Below are 20,089 nucleotides of genomic sequence, written 5' to 3'. Positions count from 1 at the left end.
CTTTGGCTCCCCTTTATAATAAAAGCTGTAAAGCCCGCCGACAAGTTGCTGAAAACAATAAGCGCTTGCTGCGGGTAATTTGGAAAAATTCAATAAAAACTTTTAAAACAAGGAGGTTTCAAAATGGACTGGTTCAAATCTTCTAAAAAGGTTTTAAGTCTGATTGTGGTGATTGCATTTACCTTATCACTTGTAATTCCAGCGTTTGTTTCGTCATCCTCAACAGCTTATGCAAAGTCAACACCAACACTTACCTATTTTGTTCGTCTTGACCCCAAGGTTGCAACATCTTATAACAGCTACTCTTCAATTGCTGCTTACCAGCTTTTGCAGAAAAAACTTGGGGTAAAGATTGTGTTCAAGCACCCACCGGTCGGCGGCGAGACAGACCAGTTCAACCTCATGGTTGCATCAAGACAGCTGACAGACATTATTGAGTGGAACTGGATTGACAACTATCCAGGCGGTCCTGTAAAAGCAATGCTTGATAAGGTAATCATAAGACTCAATGACTATATTCCAAAGTATGCTCCAAACCTCAACAAATTCCTTCAGCAACATCCAGACATTAAAAAGCTTATTGTGACAGACGATGGTGATATTTACGGCTTCCCAGCTCTTCGTGGAAATAATCCAAAGATTGCATGTGTCTATTATGGTCCTCAAATAAGGAACGACTGGCTCAAAAAGCTGGGACTAAAAGAGCCAGAGACAGTTGATGACTGGTACAAGGTTTTGAAAGCATTTGTGACAAAAGACCCAAACGGCAATGGCAAAAAGGATGAAAGGGGATTTTCAATCCTTCGAAATGCTTCCAACCCAAGATATGCGTTTGATTATTCTTCTTTCCTGGTTGGTGCATGGGGAATAAAGACAGATTTCTTCCAGGTAAATGGAAAGGTCAAATATGGTCCGTTAGAACCACAATATAAACAGTTTATAGCAACACTCCAGAAGTGGTGGAAAGATGGACTCATCGACCCGGATATTCTGACAATGAACCAGAAGGTTATCAGGGCAAACGTTCAAAATGATGTAATTGGTGCATGGATAGGACTTCTTTCTGGTGATATGGGCTTTTTCCTGAATCTCAAGAAAGATATCATAGCAACAAAGTTCCCTGTGCTCAAAAAAGGTGAATACCCACTTTTGGGCCAGGCAGAGTTCTTGTTCTCACGAACAAGTGCAGCAATCACAACAGCATGTAAAAATGTTCCACTTGCTATGAAGGTTCTTGACTGGGGATACAGCAAAGAAGGGTATGAAGCGTTCAACTATGGTGTGCTTGGAAAATCTTATGTCAAGAAAGATGGCAAGGTATATTACACAGATGAAATCTTGAAAAATCCGCAAGGACTTTCTGCAGCAGAGGCTTTAGCAAAATACGCTCGTGCATCTATAAGCGGTCCATTTGCTCAAGCTGATGAATACTACTATCAGATTCAGATGATGTATCCACAGCAAAAAGATGCTGTTGTCAACAAGTGGAGCCAAGTCAAAAACGACAGAATTCTACCACCACTGTCGTTCACAGACGATGAGTCAAAGAGACTTGCAAATATCATGAACACTGTCAACACATACTACGATGAGATGTTCTTAAGACTCATGACAGGAAAGGCAACAAATGTCGATGCGTTTGTAAAGACACTCAAACAGATGAAGATTGACGAGGCTATTAAGATTTACCAGCAGGCTTATGACAGGTGGAAGAAGAGAAAATAATATAGGCTATTTTATGAACAAAAGAGCCTTGCAACAAGGCTGACAGTAATTAGGAAGCTTTCTTGATGGCACACCTTATTGCAAGGCTCTTTTTTATAAAACCTTTTTGATGCATACTCTTTTTGGGCACAAAGATGCATTCTTTTTATGAGGAGGTTTAAAACAAGATGGAAAAAGCTGCAACAAAGCATTTTCAGCCAAGCAGATGGCAGGAGCTAAAAAAAGACCTCATACGAAACAAAAGTCTTTATATAATGCTCATCCCTGTTGTTGCATATTATTTTATATTCCACTACATCCCAATGTACGGTCTTCAAATAGCTTTTAAAGACTTCACACCAGCAAAAGGTATCTGGGGCAGCCCATGGGTCGGACTTGAAAAGTTCAAAGAGTTTTTTGTTTATGACAGTTTTTATGTATGGAGAATAATCCGAAATACAATACTTATAAATGTTTACGACCTTATATTTGGTTTTCCTGCTCCAATTCTTTTTGCACTTTTGCTAAACGAAATCAAAAACAGCATATACAAAAGGACTCTTCAGACAGTAAGCTACATGCCACACTTTATATCAACAGTTGTCATTGTTGGTATGATTATGGACTTTTTCTCAAGAGACGGTCTTATAAATCAGATTTTAAAGTCTCTCGGTATTTTATCAGAACCAATCTCTTTCATGACAGAACCTGGCTGGTTCAGACCACTGTATGTCGGCTCTGGAATATGGCAAAACCTCGGTTGGGGTTCGATTGTGTACCTGGCTGCAATCTCAAACATTGACCCACAGCTTTATGAAGCAGCACTTATAGATGGTGCTGGAAGGTTCAGACAGGCACTTTATGTCACAATACCAGGAATACTGCCAACAATTGTTATTATGTTCCTTCTGAGAGTTGGGCACATGATGAATGTTGGATTTGAAAAGGTATTTTTGATGTACAATCCTCTAACATACGAGACTGCTGACGTTATTTCAACATACGTATACAGGAAAGGTCTTTTAGAAATGGACTACAGCTACGGCGCTGCAGTTGGACTTTTCAACTCTGTTATCAACTTCTTACTGGTCATATTCTCTAATAAGATTGCTAAAAAACTTACAGAGACATCGCTGTGGTAAAAGAAAAGGGGTGAGTTTTACAAGATGAAAATAAGAAAAAGTCCAGGCGAGATAATATTTGACACCTTTAACTATGTATTCTTAGGTCTTCTTTGTTTTACAATGCTTTATCCAATGCTGTATGTCATCTTTGCATCGTTTAGTAATCCAATTAAACTCATGGCATACAGGGGACCGCTGTGGCGACCGCTTGAATTTTCAACAGAAGCATATAAACTGCTTCTCAGCTACCCTATGATATGGATAGGATATAAAAACACACTTATATACGTTGTTGTTGGAACGGCGATAAATATTCTTCTTACTACAATGGGTGGATATGTTCTGTCAAGAAAAAATTTGAAACTTAAAAATCCTGTGATGTTCTTCATAGCATTCACCATGTATTTTAGCGGCGGTATGATTCCAACATACTTGCTTGTTCAATCACTTGGGATGATAGACACAATCTGGGCAATGATAATCCCAGGTGCTATCTCAACAACAAACTTAATTATCATGAGAACTGGTTTTCACGCAGTGCCAGACAGCTTGGAAGAGTCAGCACGAATAGATGGTGCAGGCGATTGGACAATACTTTTTAGAATCATGATACCACTTGCAATGCCAATGATTGCCGTTATGATACTCTTTTATGCTGTAGGTCACTGGAACGCATTTTTCAGCGCTATCATATACCTGCGTTCAAGAGAACTTTACCCGCTTCAACTTGTGCTCAGAGAAATACTAATTATGAGTAGCACTGAGAACATGACAACAGGAATTTCAGATGCATCAGACAGATTTGCAGTGACAGAGCTTATCAAATACGCAGCAATTGTGGTATCAACAGTACCAATCCTCTGTATATACCCATTTTTGCAAAAGTACTTTGTAAAAGGTGTCATGATTGGGGCTATTAAAGAGTAATAATTTGTGGTATAATTAAATAAACTTAAACAAAAGAAAAGTGGTGCAAAATCAATATGAAAAAAGATAAAATAGCCGCACAGCTGTACACTCTGCGTGAATTTTTGAAGACTGAAGAGGATATCTTCTACAGCCTCAAAAAGGTAAGTGAGATTGGATTTAAAGCTGTCCAGATTTCGGGTATTGGAAAGATTGAACCAAAAAGATTAAAGGAAATCTGTGATGAGTTTGACCTTAAAGTGTGTGCAACCCACATACCTTTTGAAAGGCTCAAAACCGAACTTGACAATGTTGTGCAAGAACACAAAATTCTGGATTGCTCTCACATTGCAATACCCTCTGCACCTTCTGAGTACAAGTCTGAAGAGGGTGCGCTGATGTTTGCTTTAGCGTGCAATGAAATTGGAAAAAAGCTTAAAGAGGAAGGAATTACTCTTTCGTACCACAACCACAGTTTTGAATTCAAAAAATATGGTGGAAAGACATGGCTTGAGATACTGATTGAAAATTCAAGCCCGGAATATCTTATGATTGAAATTGATACGTACTGGGTTCAGTTTGCGGGTGCAAACCCTGAAAAGTGGATAAGAAGTTTAGAAGGTCGAATTCCTCTTGTACATCTTAAGGATATGGGAATGATTGAAGATTTCAAACAAGGTATGTTTGAAGTGGGGTTTGGAAATTTGGACTGGGACGGAATAATAGCTTCTTGCAATGAGGCAGGAGTTGAATGGTATATAATTGAACAGGATATGTGTCAGCGCTCACCATTCGAAAGTCTTAAGATGAGCTTTGATTTTCTCACAAAAAATTATCTGGATTGACTCTATTCACAAGCAAAATAATGGCTTGAGAATTTGCAACAAATTCTCAAGCCATTTGTTTTTAAATGGACAATTTTGTAATAACAAATTTCAAAAGCCTTTGCCTTTTATCTTTTCAATCTCCTTTAAAACCTCCTCATCACTTTCAAGAGGAAGTTTTACAGGTTTTCCTGTCAAGCTTGAGAGGTAAATGGCAAGTATAATTTCAACAGGATGTCTTCCTTCTTCAGCAGGGATAAGTGGTTTTGTCCCGGTTTTTATAGCATTTATCACATCTCTGTACTGTCTTACATGCCCTCCTTCTTTGATGGCAGCAGATGATGCACCAACAGGTCCCCCATCCTCCTTTTTGTAACTCTCCAAATACTCCTTCTCAGACCCATCTTTGAAGAAAAGACTTTCAAGCTGGGTGTTAATGGCTATTGCAGAGCCTTTTTCCCCAAAGATCTCAAGCCTTGTTTCAAATCCCGGATATGCACTTGTTGTCCCAAGTATCTGACCGATTGCACCATTTTCAAACTTAACTACAGCCACAGCACCATCTTCCACCTCAATTCTTTCATGTGCTCTTGTTGTGCAGTATGCAAAAACCTCTGATACCTTGCCAACAATCCACTGGAGCATGTCTATGTAATGAATTGATTGGTTCATCAGCGCACCACCGCCATCTAAGCTCCAAGTACCACGCCAACTACCGCTGTCGTAATATTCCTGAGACCTATACCATTTAGTATAGCTTGCCGCCAATACTATTCTACCAAATTTTCCTTCATTCATAAGCCTTTTTAAAAGTTGCATACAGTCGCTGTATCTGTGCTGGGAAATTATAGAGATCACTACATTGTTTCTATTTTGAGCTTCTATTATTTTATCAGCCTTAGACAATGTTATATCCATTGGCTTTTCAACAATGACATGTTTTTTTGCGTCTGCTGCTAAAACAGCCATATCAGCATGCATACCTGAAGGTGTACAGATTGTAATAACATCTATATCAGTATCTTGCAACATCTTTTCGTAGTCTGTGTAAATCTTTTTTGCTCCAAATTCATCTGCAATTTTTCGAGCTCTTTCTTCAATTGTGTCGCACACAGCAACAAGCTCTGCATCGCTTGAAAGAGCTGAGATAGCAGTCGCATGTGTCTTTGATATAACCCCACAACCAACAATACCAAACTTAAGCTTTGACATTTTAAATCTCTCCTTCCTCATCGATGATCTTTTTAATTGCTCTATAAGCCCTCGCAAAGTTTTCAGGTCCACCACCAGGAAGATTATTATTAAGATGAGGCTCTATCGACAAAAACCCACAAAAGGCTCTCCTCTTTAGTGCTTTTATCACATCTTTTACCCTTCCGTCACCCTCACCTGCAACTGTAACACTGCCGTCTGAAAATTTTGCATCTTTTATGTGCACGTACTCAATGTAATCCTTTAAAAGCTCAAATGCGTGAGGATAGACCTCTACTTTGCACTGAACAAAATTTGCCGGGTCAAATGTTGCTCTCAAATTGGGTGAGTTGATTGTGGAGAGGATTTTAAAACACCTTTCAGCATTGCTTCCATATATCTCCTTTTCGTTCTCGTGAAGAAGAACAAGATTTTCTCTCTTAGCAATCTCAGTAAACTTTGAAAGCCTTTCTATGACAACATCTGTGTACTTTTCTTCTTCACCCTCTGGAACATAAAACGAAAAGATGCGTATGTACTTTGTCTCAAGGATGTGCGCAAGCTGCAGGATGTGCTTGAAAAGCTCAAGATACTTTTCAAAGTCGCAGTTTACATCAACCTTGCCGATTGGAGACCCTATTGCTGAAACCTTTATACCACTATCTTTTAATTTTTTTAAAACTTCCTTTGCTTCATTTTCAGTATAGTCAGCAATGTTTTTACCATTTGCAGACCGAAACTCTAAATATTCAATACCATGTTTTTTCAAAACCTCTATCTGTTCATCCAAACTGCTTGCTATCTCATCTCCAAATGCTGAGAATATAAATTTATACATCTTCTCACCATACCCCCTTGTTCAAATTCCATTCGACACAAATCCAAAGTAAAAAGTCAATTTGAAAACGGTTAAAAAATTGGGATTAAGAAAATTTTTTTGTTTTTATGTGTTTTTAAATATATTTTACACCTATTGATTTTCATTTTCAACAATAAAACCAAAAAAATAAGCTGGCAAAATTATGCCAGCCATTTTTTATTCCTCTTTGAATTTATATGCATTTTCAATCCTCTTTATCATAGAATCATACAAAAGCTTGGAAAGACCTATTCCACCTTGTTTTGAAGCACTTTTTGAAACCTCATCAACAAACATATCGTTAAAGATATCATCTGCAATACTCTCTTTAAAAAGTCCACCTTTTGGTATCGACTTTTTCATCTGTTTAAAAATGGTAGAAAGCATTATTGCTTCAAATTCCTCACAAGCCTCTTTGAGTTTCTGTTTGTCTTTCTCAGAATACGCTTTTTCAAGCTTGTCTATGATAGAGTTGCTAATTCCCTGCTGATAATGTGCCTGAATCTTAATGCTTGATACATCACTCATTGGTAATTACCTGCCTTATAAGACTTATCTCTTCAGGTTGTTTGCCATGGAAAGCATATCGTCAGCTGTTTGGATTGCCTTGGAATTTATCTCATACGCTCTCTGGGCAATTATAAGTTTTACCATCTCATCAACAACCTGAACGTTTGACATCTCCAAAAACCCTTGTAAAATCCTGCTCTTTTGACCTTCCATCTCCTCTTCAGATACAGGGTCGCCAGATGTAGCAGAAACATTATACAGGTTTTTACCCTCTGCCAAAAGTCCTTGAGGGTTTATAAATCTTACTATCTTGATTTTAAAACCTGAATCCTGAATTTGGCCATCTTGATCCTTGTAAGTAATCCTTCCTGTTTCATCTATTGTGATACTTGAGATTGCAGTCTCTGGAAGAACAATCTCAGTGTCGCCCTCTGCTAAAACTGGATATCCATCTGAAGTCACAAGTTTTATTTGCCCCTCAACATTGGAAACTTTAAAACTTCCATCCCTTGTATATCTTGGGCCGTTGGGAGTTGATACAACAAAAAATCCTTCCCCCTGAATTGCCAGATCAAGCGGGTTTTCAGTCCTCTCCAAGTTTCCTTCTGCAAAGCTTTTTGTTATAGCAGAGATTGTAACGCCATGACCTATTTGGAGACTCACAGGCTTTCCATCACCTGCAACAACATCTGCACGCGACAAAGTCTCATACAAAAGGTCTTTAAACTCAGCTTTGTCTTTTTTGAAAGCTGTTGTATTCACATTTGCAAGGTTGTTGGATATGATATCAACATTTGTCTGCTGCGCTTTCATACCAAGAGCGGCAGAATAAAGTGCTCTCATCATCTTATTCTTTTTCCTCCTTTTACCTCACTAATTCTTTTCGCAAGTTACATCCTAACTACTTTCTTGCTATCTCATTTACTGCCTTTTGCAAAGTCTCATCCTGAATAACAAACGCTTTCTGGTTTGCTTCATACGCCCGCAAAACATTTATCATGTTGACCATCTCTTGAACTGAATTTACATTAGAGCCTTCCAAATACCCCTGAATAATCTTGCCTGAAAATGGTATCGATTGGCTAAGCGCATCTGCTTCAAACAGGTTATTGCCAACTTTGCGAAGAAGTTGCTTATCCTGAAAATCAACAACCCTGAGTCTGTCAACAAACCTCCCATCCTGATAGACATTCCCCTGCTCATCAATTCTCACTTGCCCACCATTTTGAAGAACAATCCTTCCGTTCTGTCCAAGGACGTAAAAACCATCAAGTGTCACAAGCTCTCCCCGCGAATTTAAAGTAAACGCACCGTTTCTGGTATAAAGGATTTGCTGAGCCCCTTGATTATTTGGCATCTCAACAGCAAAAAATCCATTCCCTCTTATTGCCAAGTTCAAAGGCTCATCTGTTTTTATGTAAAGCCCCTGGGAAAAATCACTCACAATCCTTGACACGTCGCTACCGAGCGACATATACCCTATTGCATTGTCAGGCGAAGAAGGTTTGTCGTATATTCTATAGGCAAGCATGTTTCTGAAACTTTCAACCTGCGCAACATCTCTTTTAAAACCAGTAGTGCTCACATTGCCAACATTGTTTGCTGTTATGTCCATAAGTTTTTGATTCAAAATCATCCCCGATGCCGATGTGTAAATTCCTCTAATCATCTTCTCTATAATCCCCTCTACCTTACTCTCGGGTCTTTTATAAGACTTGCTTCCAGAACATCTAATGATTCTAACGCTTTTCCTGTTCCAAGTGCAACGCACGACACAGGGTCGTCAGCAATCCTTGTTGGAATTCCTGTTTTTTCAGAGATAAGCTTGTCAAGCCCCCACAGCAAGCTTCCTCCGCCTGTCATCACTATCCCAGTTGATGTAATGTCTGCTGCAAGTTCAGGTGGTGTATTTTCCAAGACTCTGTGCACAGCTTCAATTATAGCCGAAACAGGCTCTTCTAAAGCTAAAAGCATCTCGTCAGATGTGACGGTTATTGTCTTTGGAAGACCTGTCAAAAGACTTCTTCCTCGCACATCCATTGACTCAAGCTTTGGTTTTTTGTAAGCACATCCAATGTTTATCTTCAGTTCCTCTGCGGTTCTTTCGCCAATTGCAACACTGTGCTTCTTTCTTATATATCGGATAATTGCTTCGTCAAATTTATCCCCCGCAACTTTAATCGATTCGCTGACCACTGCCCCACCAAGAGAAATCACCGCAATGTCTGTTGTTCCACCACCGATGTCAATCACCATGCATCCTACCGGCTTTGAGATGTCAAGCCCTGCACCAATCGCAGCTGCAATGGGCTCTTCAATCAAGAATGTCTGTTTTGCGCCTGCTTCGTATGTTGCATCTAAGACTGCTCTTTTTTCAACTTCAGTAACTCCGGATGGCACACACACAACAACCCTCGGCTTGAAAAATACCCTCTTGCCAAGTACCTTCCCCAAAAAATATTTCAGCATTGCCTCTGTGACCTCATAGTCTGAAATGACACCGTCGCGAAGAGGTCTTACAGCCACGATATTGCCCGGTGTTCTTCCAATCATGCGTCTTGCTTCTTCACCCACTGCTAAAATCTGTTTTCTTGTCTGCTCTATCGCAACAACTGATGGCTCTCTCAAAACTATACCCTTTCCTTTCACATACACTAAAACTGTTGCTGTACCCAAATCTATTCCTATATCTGTTCCAAATGCCATAACGCCGCCCTATCCTTTCTATTTTTCTTTTTTGTAAATATACCTTAAATATATTTTAATTTTTAATTTGCATATTTTCAATGAATTTTATATACAATTTTTTAGAAAACAAAAAAGGCTTTCGCCGCACTCACTTTTAAACTGCCGGCAAAAGCCCTGTAACTTTATTACTTTCCAGTTTTGAAATACTGGATTGCTCGCTGTAGCTGTTTGTCAACATATTTGGATTTTACAAACTCTGAAAACTTTTCATTTAGCTTTTTCTGCGTGGTTATATCAAGCACTCCAGAAGGATAAAGCTTAGTGTCTTTCTGGAACTTTTTAACCGCAGCCACTGTGCTATCATCCATCTTGGCTGTCCAGTTGCTTAAATATCCAAGGTAGAAAAGCCTTTGCTGAGCTGCCAAAACCTCCAAGTCCATATCACCTTTTTTGAACTTCTTGGTTGCGCTCAGGCTCAAAATCTTATCAGGTCCAAACTGGGAGAGTGAGTCGTCCTGAACCTCTATGTCTGGCACAACACCTTTTCCTTCAACATAATAGCCAGACGGTGACTTGTACTTTGCAACAGTCACTTTCGCCACGTACCCTTTTTTTGTGTCTGTCTCAGGAAGGCTCACCAAGGTCTGTACAGTTCCTTTGCCATATGTTTTTGTACCAATCACAACTCCTACTTTTCTGTCCTTTATAGCCTGGGCAAAAATCTCTGAAGCAGATGCGCTCGACTCGTTTGTTAAAACTGCAAGTTTGTACTTTGGATTTTTGTTCTTGGACTTGTACTCATCTTTAAAGGTGTTGTACTCAATTGTTACAATTGGTCCTTCTGGCACAAAATATTCACATATCTTTACAACCTCATCCAAAAGTCCGCCGGGGTTGTTTCGAATATCAAAAATAATGTTCTTGATACCTTTTTTGTCAAACTCATCAAGAGCTTTCTTGACATCATTTGAACACCCTTGGGTAAACTGTGTAAGTTTAATATAGCCGATGTTGTTGTCAAGTACCTTGTACTCGACAACAGGAATCTTTATCTTTCTTCTGACAATAGAAAATCTGTAAGTCTTGCCATCTCTTAAGATGTCAATCACAACAGTTGTGCCTTCCTGCCCGCGAATGAGCTTAACAGCATCATCTGTTGTCTTCCCAACCAGAGACTTTCCATCTGCTGCTATGATTTTATCTCCAACCTTTAGCCCCGCTTCCTTTGCAGGTGTTCCGTCAAAAACTCCAACAACAACTATGTAGTCCTCCTGTTTTTCTATCTGGATACCTATTCCCGAAAACTCGCCATTTACGCTCTGGGTAAAGTCCTGAGCTTGCTGTGGTTTCATGTACTCTGAATATTTGTCAAGGCTCTTGAAAAGCCCTGTAAACATCATATCAATAAGCTCATCATAACTGTACTTGCCTATATGATACACCTTTGCAACCTGCAACACCTTTTTGATATAATCCATCTGCTTGTCTGTAGGAAAATCAGTTGAGATTATAAAAAACTGAGAATACACAGGAACTGCAACAAAGATAGAAAGTGCAACCACTACAGCTACAATTTTTATTAAAAGCTTTTTGTTAATTCTCATCTCTCTCCTGCCTCCACATCATGATTTTTTGTATGCTCAAAATCTACTACTTTAAACCTTTTCTAATTTAACCGTTAATCCGAGCTAAAGAGGCTCATGTCAAGATATCTTCTTGCGAGTGTGTCTCTTAAAAAGTTTATAAGGTTATAAACAAGGTTTGCAGCAGTGCCTTTTGTAAGCCTTTGCTGCGGCAAAAAGTTGTTATCCTCAGTTCCAACCATTATCTTTTCATCCTTCAATACCTTAACAGCATCCTTTGCCCAAACAGGAATACTATCGTCATCAAGGTAATCTGTTTGAGTGATTGGCTGGGTTACCTTTTTGTCAAAACCAAGCACCTTTGAGATGACAACAGCAGCTTCCGCTCTGGTTATATAGTCTTCCGGCTTGAAATACTCAGCACTTTTGCCTCTCATCAGCCCTGCCTTTGTGACTGCGTATATGTAGCCATAATACTTGTGATTGAGCGGCACATCCTTGTATATCGACTTTTTTTGTACCGTTCGCGGATTGTAATAGTTAGAATATATGTTGAGCGTATCCATTAATAGCTTAGCAAACTGAGCACGGGTTATATACTCTGTGGGATTAAAATCAGTGGCACTGTCAAATCCGCCAAAAGCAAAGCAAGTGTTCACCGCATCCTCGTACTCATACCCTTTCACTTTTGGAAGAGTCGGTGCAATTGCCATCCTGACAATTGGACTTTTTGCAATGCTTTTTGTCACTTTGCCTTTCTGCCTTATTGTCAGAACTTCTCCCGTCTTTGTAAAGGTTGGAAGGTCGTACATGGCAGTGAAATTGCCTTCAACCTTGGACTTTAATACATATGTCCCTGGAATACTGGATGGAAGATTATTTTGTTGAAACTCCAAGATAGTTTTTTGCACAGTAGCAATATTGTAATTGATGGTTGCAAACCATGAAGGTGTTTCCACTGTCTGTTTTATATTCTGAAACTCTCCGCTTCCCCAGTACCCGTCATACCCGTAGTTTTTACCTTCGATAGTAATCTTTAGCCCCTTATCATATGTCTTTTCAAGTGTCCACTGACCCTGAAAAAAGCTCACAGCCGGGTTTGTATCAACTGCAGTGGACTTTGAAAACGAATAGTTCTGTAGATTGTAAGTAGTACTATCTACCGTGAGGGTCTCCTTGTATGTGCTGATTGTATACTCCTTTGTTATACTCCCATTTTGAAGCTTTGTCAAGGTGCCTTTTAAACTTACAGTTCTTTTTACTGAGATTTTCCCAGTAGAATCTTTAAGGTCATAATTGTAAGAAAGAGTCTCATTATTTGCGGCCCTTTTTATCTTAGCATCAATAGTGCCTGAAAGAAGTATAGGTTTTCCCGTTATAAACGTATATTCATAGTATTCAATCTTGGTCTTTTTTGGGTCAGGGTCTTTGTATGCTGAAATTCCACCTTCGTATCCTAAATATCCTTCCTCACCAAAAGCAACCTGCCAGCCAAAAATAAAAAGTACACACAAAAACATAATTACTGCTATTGGATATCTTTTGTTCAATTTTTAAACTTCCCCCTTTTTTGCAATAAAAGCTCTCAGTAATTTACAAGCACAATCGATGGCGTTAATACCGATTTTGAGATGTCAAAACTGCTCTGAGGAACAAGTAACAAAACCCTGTCGCCAAATTGTGGCATCTGAGCTGTTAAGTTCCCTCCTGCGTCTATCAAAACTGCTTGGGTGGTGTCAAGGGTAAAACTTTTATCAATTCTGTTCCATGTCTGGGTCATCATATCGTTGTACTGGGCATTTAGAATCTTCATGTCCTTGCCAACCACGCCTGTGACAATGTATCCACCAAAGCTTGCATCAATTATCACATTTGCGTACTTACCATTGTGAATGATATACACACTCTTGTTTTTCAGATTCAATATCTCTTTCGGGCTGCCAAGTCCATATACATCGCACAAAACTGTCTGTGTATCATAAAGAAGAGTTAACTTGCTCGGAACATACTGCCATCCTCTCTGACCATCTAAATAGACATAGTCTTTCACAGTGATATATTCAAGCTCTGAAACATCAAGCACCTGCCCGCGAACAAATACGGGTTTTGACATACCTTCCTGGTACTTTGCTACAACAATGGTGTCCTGGCTTGCAACGCCAATTATTTCATCCCCAACCTTGAAGCTTGCAGGGGTCAAAAGCCCGTTTGCAACGGTGTACGTTTTGTTTCCTATTGAATACCTATTTCCAGATATCACCACCGAATTTGAAGAAACCATGCTCACCTCGCCCTGTATCTTGGTAAAAGAACCTCTTGATATTGCCACAACGGTGTCCAAAACCTCCTGTGAAAATCTTTCCTTTGTCACAACTACAACAGGTAAGTTTTGCAACTTTGAAAGTGATGCTTGAGGTCTGCCATCTAAAATGAATTTCAAATCAGATGGAATCTGGAAAGAAAGCCATGTATACAGCGGTTCAAATGCGTTGTTTCTTAAAATCTGGATGTCAGAAAGATATAAAACATTTCCATTGACCGTTCCTTTTGCGATGTAGATATTTTTTACATATTCATTCCCTGATATCTCTATTCTGCGGATGTACGCTGAGCTTCCAAAGAAGCTCCCAGTGAGCTTCACATACTGACCCGGCATAATATCCTTTAAAGCTGCAGGAATGCCATTTTTTACAATATCAACGTTGTCATTTATTTCATATGGTCCATATATTCTCCCATCGATATTGACAATTATTTTTTGTGGAAGACCGCTTGCAAGGCTTCTTACAACATTTTCAATCTTTGCAACCTTCTGCTGCAGGTTTGAACTTGCTGTGACTGTGCGCACAAAATCGCCGCTAAAATAGAGGAAAACAACATCGCCTGGCAAAAGGCTGTCTAAAGAAGCATTTTGACCATCCTTTTTTACTTTTAGCCCAAGCTTTTTTGAAAATCTGTAGCTCTTCTTTGCGCCTTCCTGGTTGTAAATCTCAAGATACCCCAAGTTTGAATCTACCTCGTGCAAAATACCGGAAACTATATCTTCAGATTTCTCATCATATGTGGTGCTGAGATACTGTACATACCCGCAAGCCGTACCTGCCAAAACTTTCATACCCTCATAAAAATCATTCTTTATAAGAACTCTTGAAAAATCACCTTTATCAATGTAGACTGTATCTGGTGAAAGAAGATACTCTGTTAGCTGTCCATTTTGACTGAGTACAATCCTGTCCTTTGTTATTCTTGAGATTATTCCCTGTACTCTTTCAATTTCAGGACTGTCAAGCGAAAGCAATGTTATGGCATCTGCTCTGTCTTTTTGGACTTTAACCTGTACAAGATTTCCTACATTCAATTCTGAAAAGTTTAAACTCTTTCCTGAGTTTGCATCATAGATTGTAACTTTGGGATGTAAACTCAGGTTGTAAACTTTACCATCTGCCAGTTTTAGTGAAAATGTTCTCTTTTTTGCATCAATTTTGGAGATTACACCTTTTATGTTTTCCTGACCAGGCCTTTGCAAAATGCTGGCCAGCACAACCTCGTTCTTGCTATTTACATAAAAGGCTACATAGTCTCCTTTTTGAAGATAGGAAGAGCTTAAAAAGTTTCCATCTGCTATTACTCCAAAATCCTGTTTGCCAGGGTTAACAGTAATATTTACATCATTTCCGTTGTCATCTTCACAGTCTAAAACCATTTTATCGGTATTAAACTTCTGAATATCTTTTACCTCAAGCTTTACCTCTTTTAATCCATTTGCGCTAAGGATATTTGGTTTGAGACTCCCGAGGATAAATGCCAGCTCTTCATATGTTATGTAGTCGTCTGGATGAAGATATCCATCAGACCTTCCAACAAGAGCACCATTTTTCAAAAGAGTATTAATTGAACTTAAAAACTTACTGTCTATTCTGTCATAATCAGGATAAGTCTTGGCTAAATTCTCATAAGTGAGAGGTACTTTGAATGCCTTTACAACCCATAAGCAAACTTCCTGACGGGTAGCAGGTGCAGATCGTACAAATATCAAATCGTCATACGAATATGGTCTTCCTTCATACACAGCTTTTGCAATGGTATCATCATTTTTCTTTATCAGCTGCTGGGTCATCTTCTCATGTTCTTTTTCACTTGGCTGCACTTGAGATATCGCATCCTGATACTCTTTTTTGGACAAAATTTTCATATCATATGCAAGCTGAATATATCCAAGATAAAGATAGTTGTATGGCTTTACAAGCTTTTGTCCTGATGGTCTTTTTAGTTCCAGCTTTTCAGCCCTCACAAAAGCATCCTGCTGTTTGCCAACGCTGTTTAAAATTACAGACAGCGCCTCTTCCTTTGACAGCGTATCAGAAGGGTTTATCTTCTGTCTTGCAACAGTGTTAAAAAAGCCCAAGGCTGATAAAAATAAAAACGAATCTCTTGCCAGGGCGTTATGAGGCAAGTTCACAATTTGAGTATTTTTTGCCATCTTGCTGTAGCTGCTGCTTCCTACATACTCCTGAGCAGCTTGGATATTTGCAGGAATGAGCATCAAAAAAAACAAAATCAAAACTACCCAGCTTATTAATCTATATAAGGTAATTATTTTCATCTTATTTTTTATCATGCTAAAAATCCCCCGCTTTATTTTCACTCAAAAATTTTGTCCTATAAGATATTATCGACAAAGCTTTCTTTTTTCTCAAGAGAAGCTGCAAGCTCTTCAAGAAACTCTAAAAGCTCTGTAGCATTATTTATTCTGTTAATTTTATCTCTTATCTTAGCGGCATTCTCAATTCCTTTTACAAAAAAGCTAAGGTGCTTTCTTGCTTCCAAGACTGCCATCTTCTCGCCTTTTTCGCTGCAAAGCTGCGTGAAAAACTCAATCGCAACTCTTATCTTCATATGAGGCAAGACTTTAGTTTCAACATACCCCTTTTCAAACCCTTCTTTGATCTGAAGAAACACCCAAGGGTTCCCAAGCGCTGCTCTTCCTATCATGATGCTATCAGCTCTTGTTACTTCATACGCTCTTTTTGCCGACTCAAAATCTACTATATCTCCGTTCGCAATAACCGGAATTTTGACCTTTTCTTTTACCTTTCTGATTATCTCCCAGTCAGCTTTCCCAGAGTACAGCTGAGCCCTTGTTCTTCCATGAACTGTCACAAAAGAGGCTCCGCTTTCTTGCAGGATGTATGCAAATTCAGGAGCATTAATATTTTCATCATCAAATCCCTTTCGAATTTTGACAGATACAGGTTTTCTACTCACCTTTGCAACCTCTTCGACTATCTTCGCAGCCAAAGAAGGATTTTTCATAAGAGCGCTTCCTTCGCCACTTTTTACAACCTTTGGAACAGGACAGCCCATGTTTATGTCAATAAAATCGTATTCAAATTCATCCTGCAGGATTTTCACCGATTCTGCCATAATTTTAGCGTCGCTACCAAAAATTTGAACACTTCTTATCTTCTCTTCCTCTGAAAATGAAATAAGCTCTTTTGTTTTTGCGCTGCCAAGAACAAGTGCTTTGCTGCTGACCATCTCGGTCACTGTAACATCCGCTCCAAATCTTGAGCAAAGCCTTCTGAAAACTTTGTCTGTAAACCCTGCCATAGGTGCTAAGAAAATTTTCCCTTTGATGTCAAGCATATTTTACACTATCAGCTCCTTTTTTGTAAAAAATTAAGTATGGAACTTTTAAATTCTAAAAAATCAGATAAATTTTTTTCAATTATGTTTTTGAGGATTTCAAGATTAATTGCTTGATAATCATGTACTGCAATATTTCTAAACCCTACCATAGCCTTCAATTTCTTAGCTAACTCTTCTGACACAACTTTATTTTTCTCCAACAAATCGAAAACTTCTCTACAACTTTGTGGAATACCAAATTTAAAAACTGCACATAAATGTATTGCAATATCTATTGCTGCCTCTATAGCCCTTTGAAGATTTAAAACTATTGAATCTTGCTTTGTATAATTAAGAAGATTTTTAGGGTTGTTTTCATATTCTTCATTTATTCTTCTTAAACATCTTTCTATAATCTGAATTTTATTTGCAATTATATCATCTATCATAATTCTTCTCACCCTCAGAATAAATACTCATCCCAAAAAAGCTTTTCAAAACAATATCTCTTTCTTCATTCAAAAGTGCGTATTCTTTCAAAGTTCTCATAAAAAATAAATTTTTTCTTTTTTCATCCTCACAATATATTACCTCTCCTGTGCCAACAATCTGGGCTTTTAGTACTGTAGAAGCACTTTTTAAATCCACTAAATCTACATCTCTGTTTAGTTTATCTGCAAGCTCTTGCGAAATTCTAAACCTCTCAATATTTGATACTTCTCTATCAGAAAAAAATGCAATGTCAATATCACTATCTTGCCTAAAATTTCCTTTGGCAAGAGAACCAAAAATAATTATAAGCCAAGGCGATATTTCCTTCTTTAAAATCTCCACAACTACCTTTTTTATTTCCTGAATGTTAATCTCAGGCATGCCTTTTTACCTTCTTTTTCTTTAAAAACTTTAATGTAATAATCTACTTATAGAAATATTTTACCACACATCAAGGTTTATAAGCTCACAAATTTATGAGATTCATCTTTTATAAATATCCCAGCAGCTTGCCAATAAAAACTAAAAACAGCATATGCACAGGATAAAACCAGTAAAAAAAGTATTTATTTAGTCTGAATTCAAAGTCAACTGGGAACATTCTTATAAAAAGTATAAGTATAACACTCAAAATAGAATATACTTGAAGCTGCCAGCCTAACAGGTATGAGGCAATTACTGTAAGAACGGAAAATCCCACAAGCTGCAAAATGGGTTTTTCATATAGAAAATAAAATATCAATACAGCTAAAACACCGTAGATTCCATAGTCCATTGAAACAAAGTATGATATGGCAAGTGGAACAATTACTAATACATACCATGAACTTTTGAAAAAATAAAGGCAAAGTGCTGCAAAAAAGAAGGTCGCAATGACATTCAGCTCTCCATCGCCTGTCATAAGATAAAAAGGATACTGGGATATGATGGCAAATATTAAGAGTCTTTTTAAGTATTTTTTGTGGTCAGATGTGTGCCAGAACCCCACCGCCACTTGATAGGCAAAGATGGGGAAAGCAATACGCCCAATAATTCTTAAAATAGGTTTTTGCGGGAAGAATAAATAGCCTGTGTGGTCAATAAACATTGTGATACAGGCAATAAGTTTTAATAGATTTGATTTTGATTTGGTGAGGTCTTTTGATAGTATAGAAAAATAAGGTATTGACTTTAATTTCAATACAAATTTGTCCACAGATTGTCTTCTCCTTCCATAAAGATTTGTAATTGATTTATATATTTCTCCAGCTATCTACAAACTCCTTCTAAATGACAAAATAAATGGGACTGTTTTGTTTAATTTTCTTATCTGCAACAGTCCCAATAATAAATCATTTATTTTCTTTCTTTTTAAGTATCCAAGCCTTTTTTCAGAGCTTTTAAGTTAAAGAAGATCAAAATGCTGTATATTGCAAAGTTAAAAAGTATAACTGCCAAGATAAACGCTGGAAAACTCAAATTTATTTTTCCTATAAACTCAGAAATCTTTATCTGAATATACCCAAGAACCACAAATGCAAATATCAAACACCAACCCCATTTAGAAGAGCTTTTGATAGTATTCCAGTATATAACTGTAGTTAAATACCAAAAATATATAGTAGTAAAGAATAATACAGATATGATAAAAACATCATTTAATCCCAGAATTCTTACTATCTTGTGAAAATCTAAAATATACTTTTTAGGAGTTATCATGATTGCCCCAACTAAGTTAAACCATACTGAAAAAATTAGTACATCTAAAACAGCATGAGCAATTCCACCAAATAGAAAATGGAAAGGTTTGAACTTTGGAGAAGAAAGCAGCAAAAACCTTTCTGGACTTTTAAAAATACCACTCCACCTCACAAAATGGTAGACAAGCACGCCCATGAGTGACAAAAACCACCACAGCCAAATAATTACAATTTTAAGAGTTCTATCTGGTTCAATCTTTACACTTTTTGAATTGAAAGACCATACCATAGCAAAGGTTATACCCAGAACAAAGAAAATATAAAACAGCAAGCCACTTCTGTACTGATATTTTAAATATTTTGCCATCATTTTTTATCTACCTCCTTGAAAAACTGGTTTACCGAAAGCCCAGACTTTTCTCTCAAATTTTCAGCCAAATCCATGTATACAATTCTTCCCTCTTTTAGAATAATTATTTCATCAAATAAATGTTCAACCTCCGAAATTATATTTGTTGATATGATAATTGTTTTGTCATCGCTCAAATTTTTTAAAATCAAATCCACCAAAGTTTCTCTTGATAGTGGGTCAACATATGCAAGCGGCTCGTCTAAAAGATACAGATTTGCATCTCTTGAAAGCAAAAGTGCAAGTGAAAATTTTTCAATTGTGCCTCTTGATAAATCATGAATCTTTATGTTTTTGCTAATATCTAAGGAGTCAAGTATTGAATTTGCTTTTTCTAAAACAAAGTCATCAAAAAACTCTGAATAAAAACAAAGGGCATCTTTCACTTTCATCCATCTTGGAAAGATAATTGTATCTGGCAAAAATGCAATATGCTTTCGTGTATCCACACCCACCTCTTTGCCATTTATAAAAATAGCCTTTTGCAAAAAC

General features: G+C 37.8%; 19 protein-coding genes. 4 read left to right on the top strand and 15 right to left on the bottom strand.

Annotated elements, in window-relative coordinates:
• Window positions 1-123 precede the first annotated feature (123 nt).
• From CALHY_RS01000 to CALHY_RS00985, 4 genes are all read left to right on the top strand, one after another.
• On the top strand, window positions 124-1,725 hold the full coding sequence (locus CALHY_RS01000) for a type 2 periplasmic-binding domain-containing protein (RefSeq protein WP_013402164.1): 1,602 nt from the start codon (window positions 124-126) through the stop codon (window positions 1,723-1,725).
• A gap of 167 nt (window positions 1,726-1,892) precedes the next feature.
• Window positions 1,893-2,846: an ABC transporter permease gene (locus tag CALHY_RS00995; protein ID WP_013402163.1), complete on the top strand. Its 954-nt coding sequence runs from the start codon at window positions 1,893-1,895 to the stop codon at window positions 2,844-2,846.
• A 24-nt stretch (window positions 2,847-2,870) separates the two neighbouring features.
• Window positions 2,871-3,755 carry a carbohydrate ABC transporter permease gene (locus CALHY_RS00990; protein WP_013402162.1) on the top strand — a complete coding sequence of 295 codons (885 nt, stop codon included), beginning with the start codon at window positions 2,871-2,873 and terminating at the stop codon, window positions 3,753-3,755.
• A 56-nt stretch (window positions 3,756-3,811) separates the two neighbouring features.
• A complete protein-coding gene (locus tag CALHY_RS00985) occupies window positions 3,812-4,579 on the top strand; it encodes a sugar phosphate isomerase/epimerase family protein (protein WP_013402161.1) in 768 nt (255 codons plus the stop codon).
• Window positions 4,580-4,669: 90 nt separating this feature from the next.
• Here the strand turns inward: CALHY_RS00985 and CALHY_RS00980 are convergent, their stop codons facing one another.
• From CALHY_RS00980 to CALHY_RS00910, 15 genes are all read right to left on the bottom strand, one after another.
• Window positions 4,670-5,770 (bottom strand): Gfo/Idh/MocA family protein, encoded by a 1,101-nt coding sequence (locus tag CALHY_RS00980; protein WP_013402160.1) that lies wholly within the window; start codon window positions 5,768-5,770, stop codon window positions 4,670-4,672.
• Window position 5,771: 1 nt separating this feature from the next.
• Window positions 5,772-6,587 (bottom strand): sugar phosphate isomerase/epimerase family protein, encoded by an 816-nt coding sequence (locus CALHY_RS00975; protein WP_013402159.1) that lies wholly within the window; start codon window positions 6,585-6,587, stop codon window positions 5,772-5,774.
• A 198-nt stretch (window positions 6,588-6,785) separates the two neighbouring features.
• On the bottom strand, window positions 6,786-7,136 hold the full coding sequence (locus CALHY_RS00970; protein WP_013402158.1) for a rod-binding protein: 351 nt from the start codon (window positions 7,134-7,136) through the stop codon (window positions 6,786-6,788).
• Window positions 7,137-7,160: 24 nt separating this feature from the next.
• Entirely contained in the window at window positions 7,161-7,964 is an 804-nt protein-coding gene (gene flgG / locus CALHY_RS00965) for a flagellar basal-body rod protein FlgG (protein ID WP_013402157.1), read from the bottom strand.
• A gap of 55 nt (window positions 7,965-8,019) precedes the next feature.
• Window positions 8,020-8,787, bottom strand: coding sequence for a flagellar hook-basal body protein (locus CALHY_RS00960; protein WP_013402156.1), 768 nt, complete (start codon window positions 8,785-8,787; stop codon window positions 8,020-8,022).
• A 17-nt stretch (window positions 8,788-8,804) separates the two neighbouring features.
• Window positions 8,805-9,824, bottom strand: a complete 1,020-nt coding sequence (mreB, locus tag CALHY_RS00955) for a rod shape-determining protein (protein ID WP_013402155.1) — start codon at window positions 9,822-9,824, stop codon at window positions 8,805-8,807.
• A gap of 167 nt (window positions 9,825-9,991) precedes the next feature.
• Entirely contained in the window at window positions 9,992-11,410 is a 1,419-nt protein-coding gene (locus tag CALHY_RS00950) for a S41 family peptidase (protein ID WP_013402154.1), read from the bottom strand.
• A 74-nt stretch (window positions 11,411-11,484) separates the two neighbouring features.
• Window positions 11,485-12,939 (bottom strand): S-layer homology domain-containing protein, encoded by a 1,455-nt coding sequence (locus tag CALHY_RS00945; protein ID WP_013402153.1) that lies wholly within the window; start codon window positions 12,937-12,939, stop codon window positions 11,485-11,487.
• Between the two features lie 35 nt (window positions 12,940-12,974).
• The gene (locus tag CALHY_RS00940; protein ID WP_013402152.1) at window positions 12,975-16,007 is read right to left on the bottom strand and encodes an S-layer homology domain-containing protein; all 3,033 of its coding nucleotides are present in this window, start codon (window positions 16,005-16,007) and stop codon (window positions 12,975-12,977) included.
• Window positions 16,008-16,048: 41 nt separating this feature from the next.
• Window positions 16,049-17,035 (bottom strand): tRNA dihydrouridine synthase DusB, encoded by a 987-nt coding sequence (gene dusB / locus CALHY_RS00935; RefSeq protein ID WP_013402151.1) that lies wholly within the window; start codon window positions 17,033-17,035, stop codon window positions 16,049-16,051.
• Between the two features lie 11 nt (window positions 17,036-17,046).
• Complete coding sequence (gene hepT / locus CALHY_RS00930; RefSeq protein WP_013402150.1) at window positions 17,047-17,466, bottom strand: type VII toxin-antitoxin system HepT family RNase toxin; 420 nt, start codon at window positions 17,464-17,466, stop codon at window positions 17,047-17,049.
• A complete protein-coding gene (mntA, locus tag CALHY_RS00925) occupies window positions 17,456-17,890 on the bottom strand; it encodes a type VII toxin-antitoxin system MntA family adenylyltransferase antitoxin (protein WP_013402149.1) in 435 nt (144 codons plus the stop codon). The genes hepT and mntA overlap by 11 nt, the downstream gene beginning before the upstream one ends.
• 109 nt (window positions 17,891-17,999) lie before the next feature.
• Window positions 18,000-18,704: a TraX family protein gene (locus CALHY_RS00920; protein WP_013402148.1), complete on the bottom strand. Its 705-nt coding sequence runs from the start codon at window positions 18,702-18,704 to the stop codon at window positions 18,000-18,002.
• A 155-nt stretch (window positions 18,705-18,859) separates the two neighbouring features.
• The gene (locus CALHY_RS00915) at window positions 18,860-19,558 is read right to left on the bottom strand and encodes a hypothetical protein (RefSeq protein WP_013402147.1); all 699 of its coding nucleotides are present in this window, start codon (window positions 19,556-19,558) and stop codon (window positions 18,860-18,862) included.
• The gene (locus tag CALHY_RS00910) at window positions 19,555-20,046 is read right to left on the bottom strand and encodes an AAA family ATPase (RefSeq protein WP_049772003.1); all 492 of its coding nucleotides are present in this window, start codon (window positions 20,044-20,046) and stop codon (window positions 19,555-19,557) included. The genes CALHY_RS00915 and CALHY_RS00910 overlap by 4 nt, the downstream gene beginning before the upstream one ends.
• Window positions 20,047-20,089 lie beyond the last annotated feature (43 nt).

The organism is Caldicellulosiruptor hydrothermalis 108 (assembly GCF_000166355.1).
GTDB classification, from domain to species: Bacteria; Bacillota; Thermoanaerobacteria; order Caldicellulosiruptorales; family Caldicellulosiruptoraceae; genus Caldicellulosiruptor; species Caldicellulosiruptor hydrothermalis.
This window is presented reverse-complemented; position numbering and strand designations above follow the sequence as displayed.

Excerpts from the sequence above, each read along its gene's own strand:
- CALHY_RS01000 (WP_013402164.1), top strand. The coding sequence starts at position 124 with ATGGACTGGTTCAAATCTTCTAAAAAGGTTTTAAGTCTGATTGTGGTG.
- CALHY_RS00995 (WP_013402163.1), top strand. The coding sequence starts at position 1,893 with ATGGAAAAAGCTGCAACAAAGCATTTTCAGCCAAGCAGATGGCAGGAG.
- CALHY_RS00990 (WP_013402162.1), top strand. The coding sequence starts at position 2,871 with ATGAAAATAAGAAAAAGTCCAGGCGAGATAATATTTGACACCTTTAAC.
- CALHY_RS00985 (WP_013402161.1), top strand. The coding sequence starts at position 3,812 with ATGAAAAAAGATAAAATAGCCGCACAGCTGTACACTCTGCGTGAATTT.
- CALHY_RS00980 (WP_013402160.1), bottom strand. The coding sequence starts at position 5,770 with ATGTCAAAGCTTAAGTTTGGTATTGTTGGTTGTGGGGTTATATCAAAG.
- CALHY_RS00975 (WP_013402159.1), bottom strand. The coding sequence starts at position 6,587 with ATGTATAAATTTATATTCTCAGCATTTGGAGATGAGATAGCAAGCAGT.
- CALHY_RS00970 (WP_013402158.1), bottom strand. The coding sequence starts at position 7,136 with ATGAGTGATGTATCAAGCATTAAGATTCAGGCACATTATCAGCAGGGA.
- flgG (WP_013402157.1), bottom strand. The coding sequence starts at position 7,964 with ATGATGAGAGCACTTTATTCTGCCGCTCTTGGTATGAAAGCGCAGCAG.
- CALHY_RS00960 (WP_013402156.1), bottom strand. The coding sequence starts at position 8,787 with ATGATTAGAGGAATTTACACATCGGCATCGGGGATGATTTTGAATCAA.
- mreB (WP_013402155.1), bottom strand. The coding sequence starts at position 9,824 with ATGGCATTTGGAACAGATATAGGAATAGATTTGGGTACAGCAACAGTT.
- CALHY_RS00950 (WP_013402154.1), bottom strand. The coding sequence starts at position 11,410 with ATGAGAATTAACAAAAAGCTTTTAATAAAAATTGTAGCTGTAGTGGTT.
- CALHY_RS00940 (WP_013402152.1), bottom strand. The coding sequence starts at position 16,007 with ATGATAAAAAATAAGATGAAAATAATTACCTTATATAGATTAATAAGC.
- dusB (WP_013402151.1), bottom strand. The coding sequence starts at position 17,035 with ATGCTTGACATCAAAGGGAAAATTTTCTTAGCACCTATGGCAGGGTTT.
- hepT (WP_013402150.1), bottom strand. The coding sequence starts at position 17,466 with ATGATAGATGATATAATTGCAAATAAAATTCAGATTATAGAAAGATGT.
- mntA (WP_013402149.1), bottom strand. The coding sequence starts at position 17,890 with ATGCCTGAGATTAACATTCAGGAAATAAAAAAGGTAGTTGTGGAGATT.
- CALHY_RS00915 (WP_013402147.1), bottom strand. The coding sequence starts at position 19,558 with ATGATGGCAAAATATTTAAAATATCAGTACAGAAGTGGCTTGCTGTTT.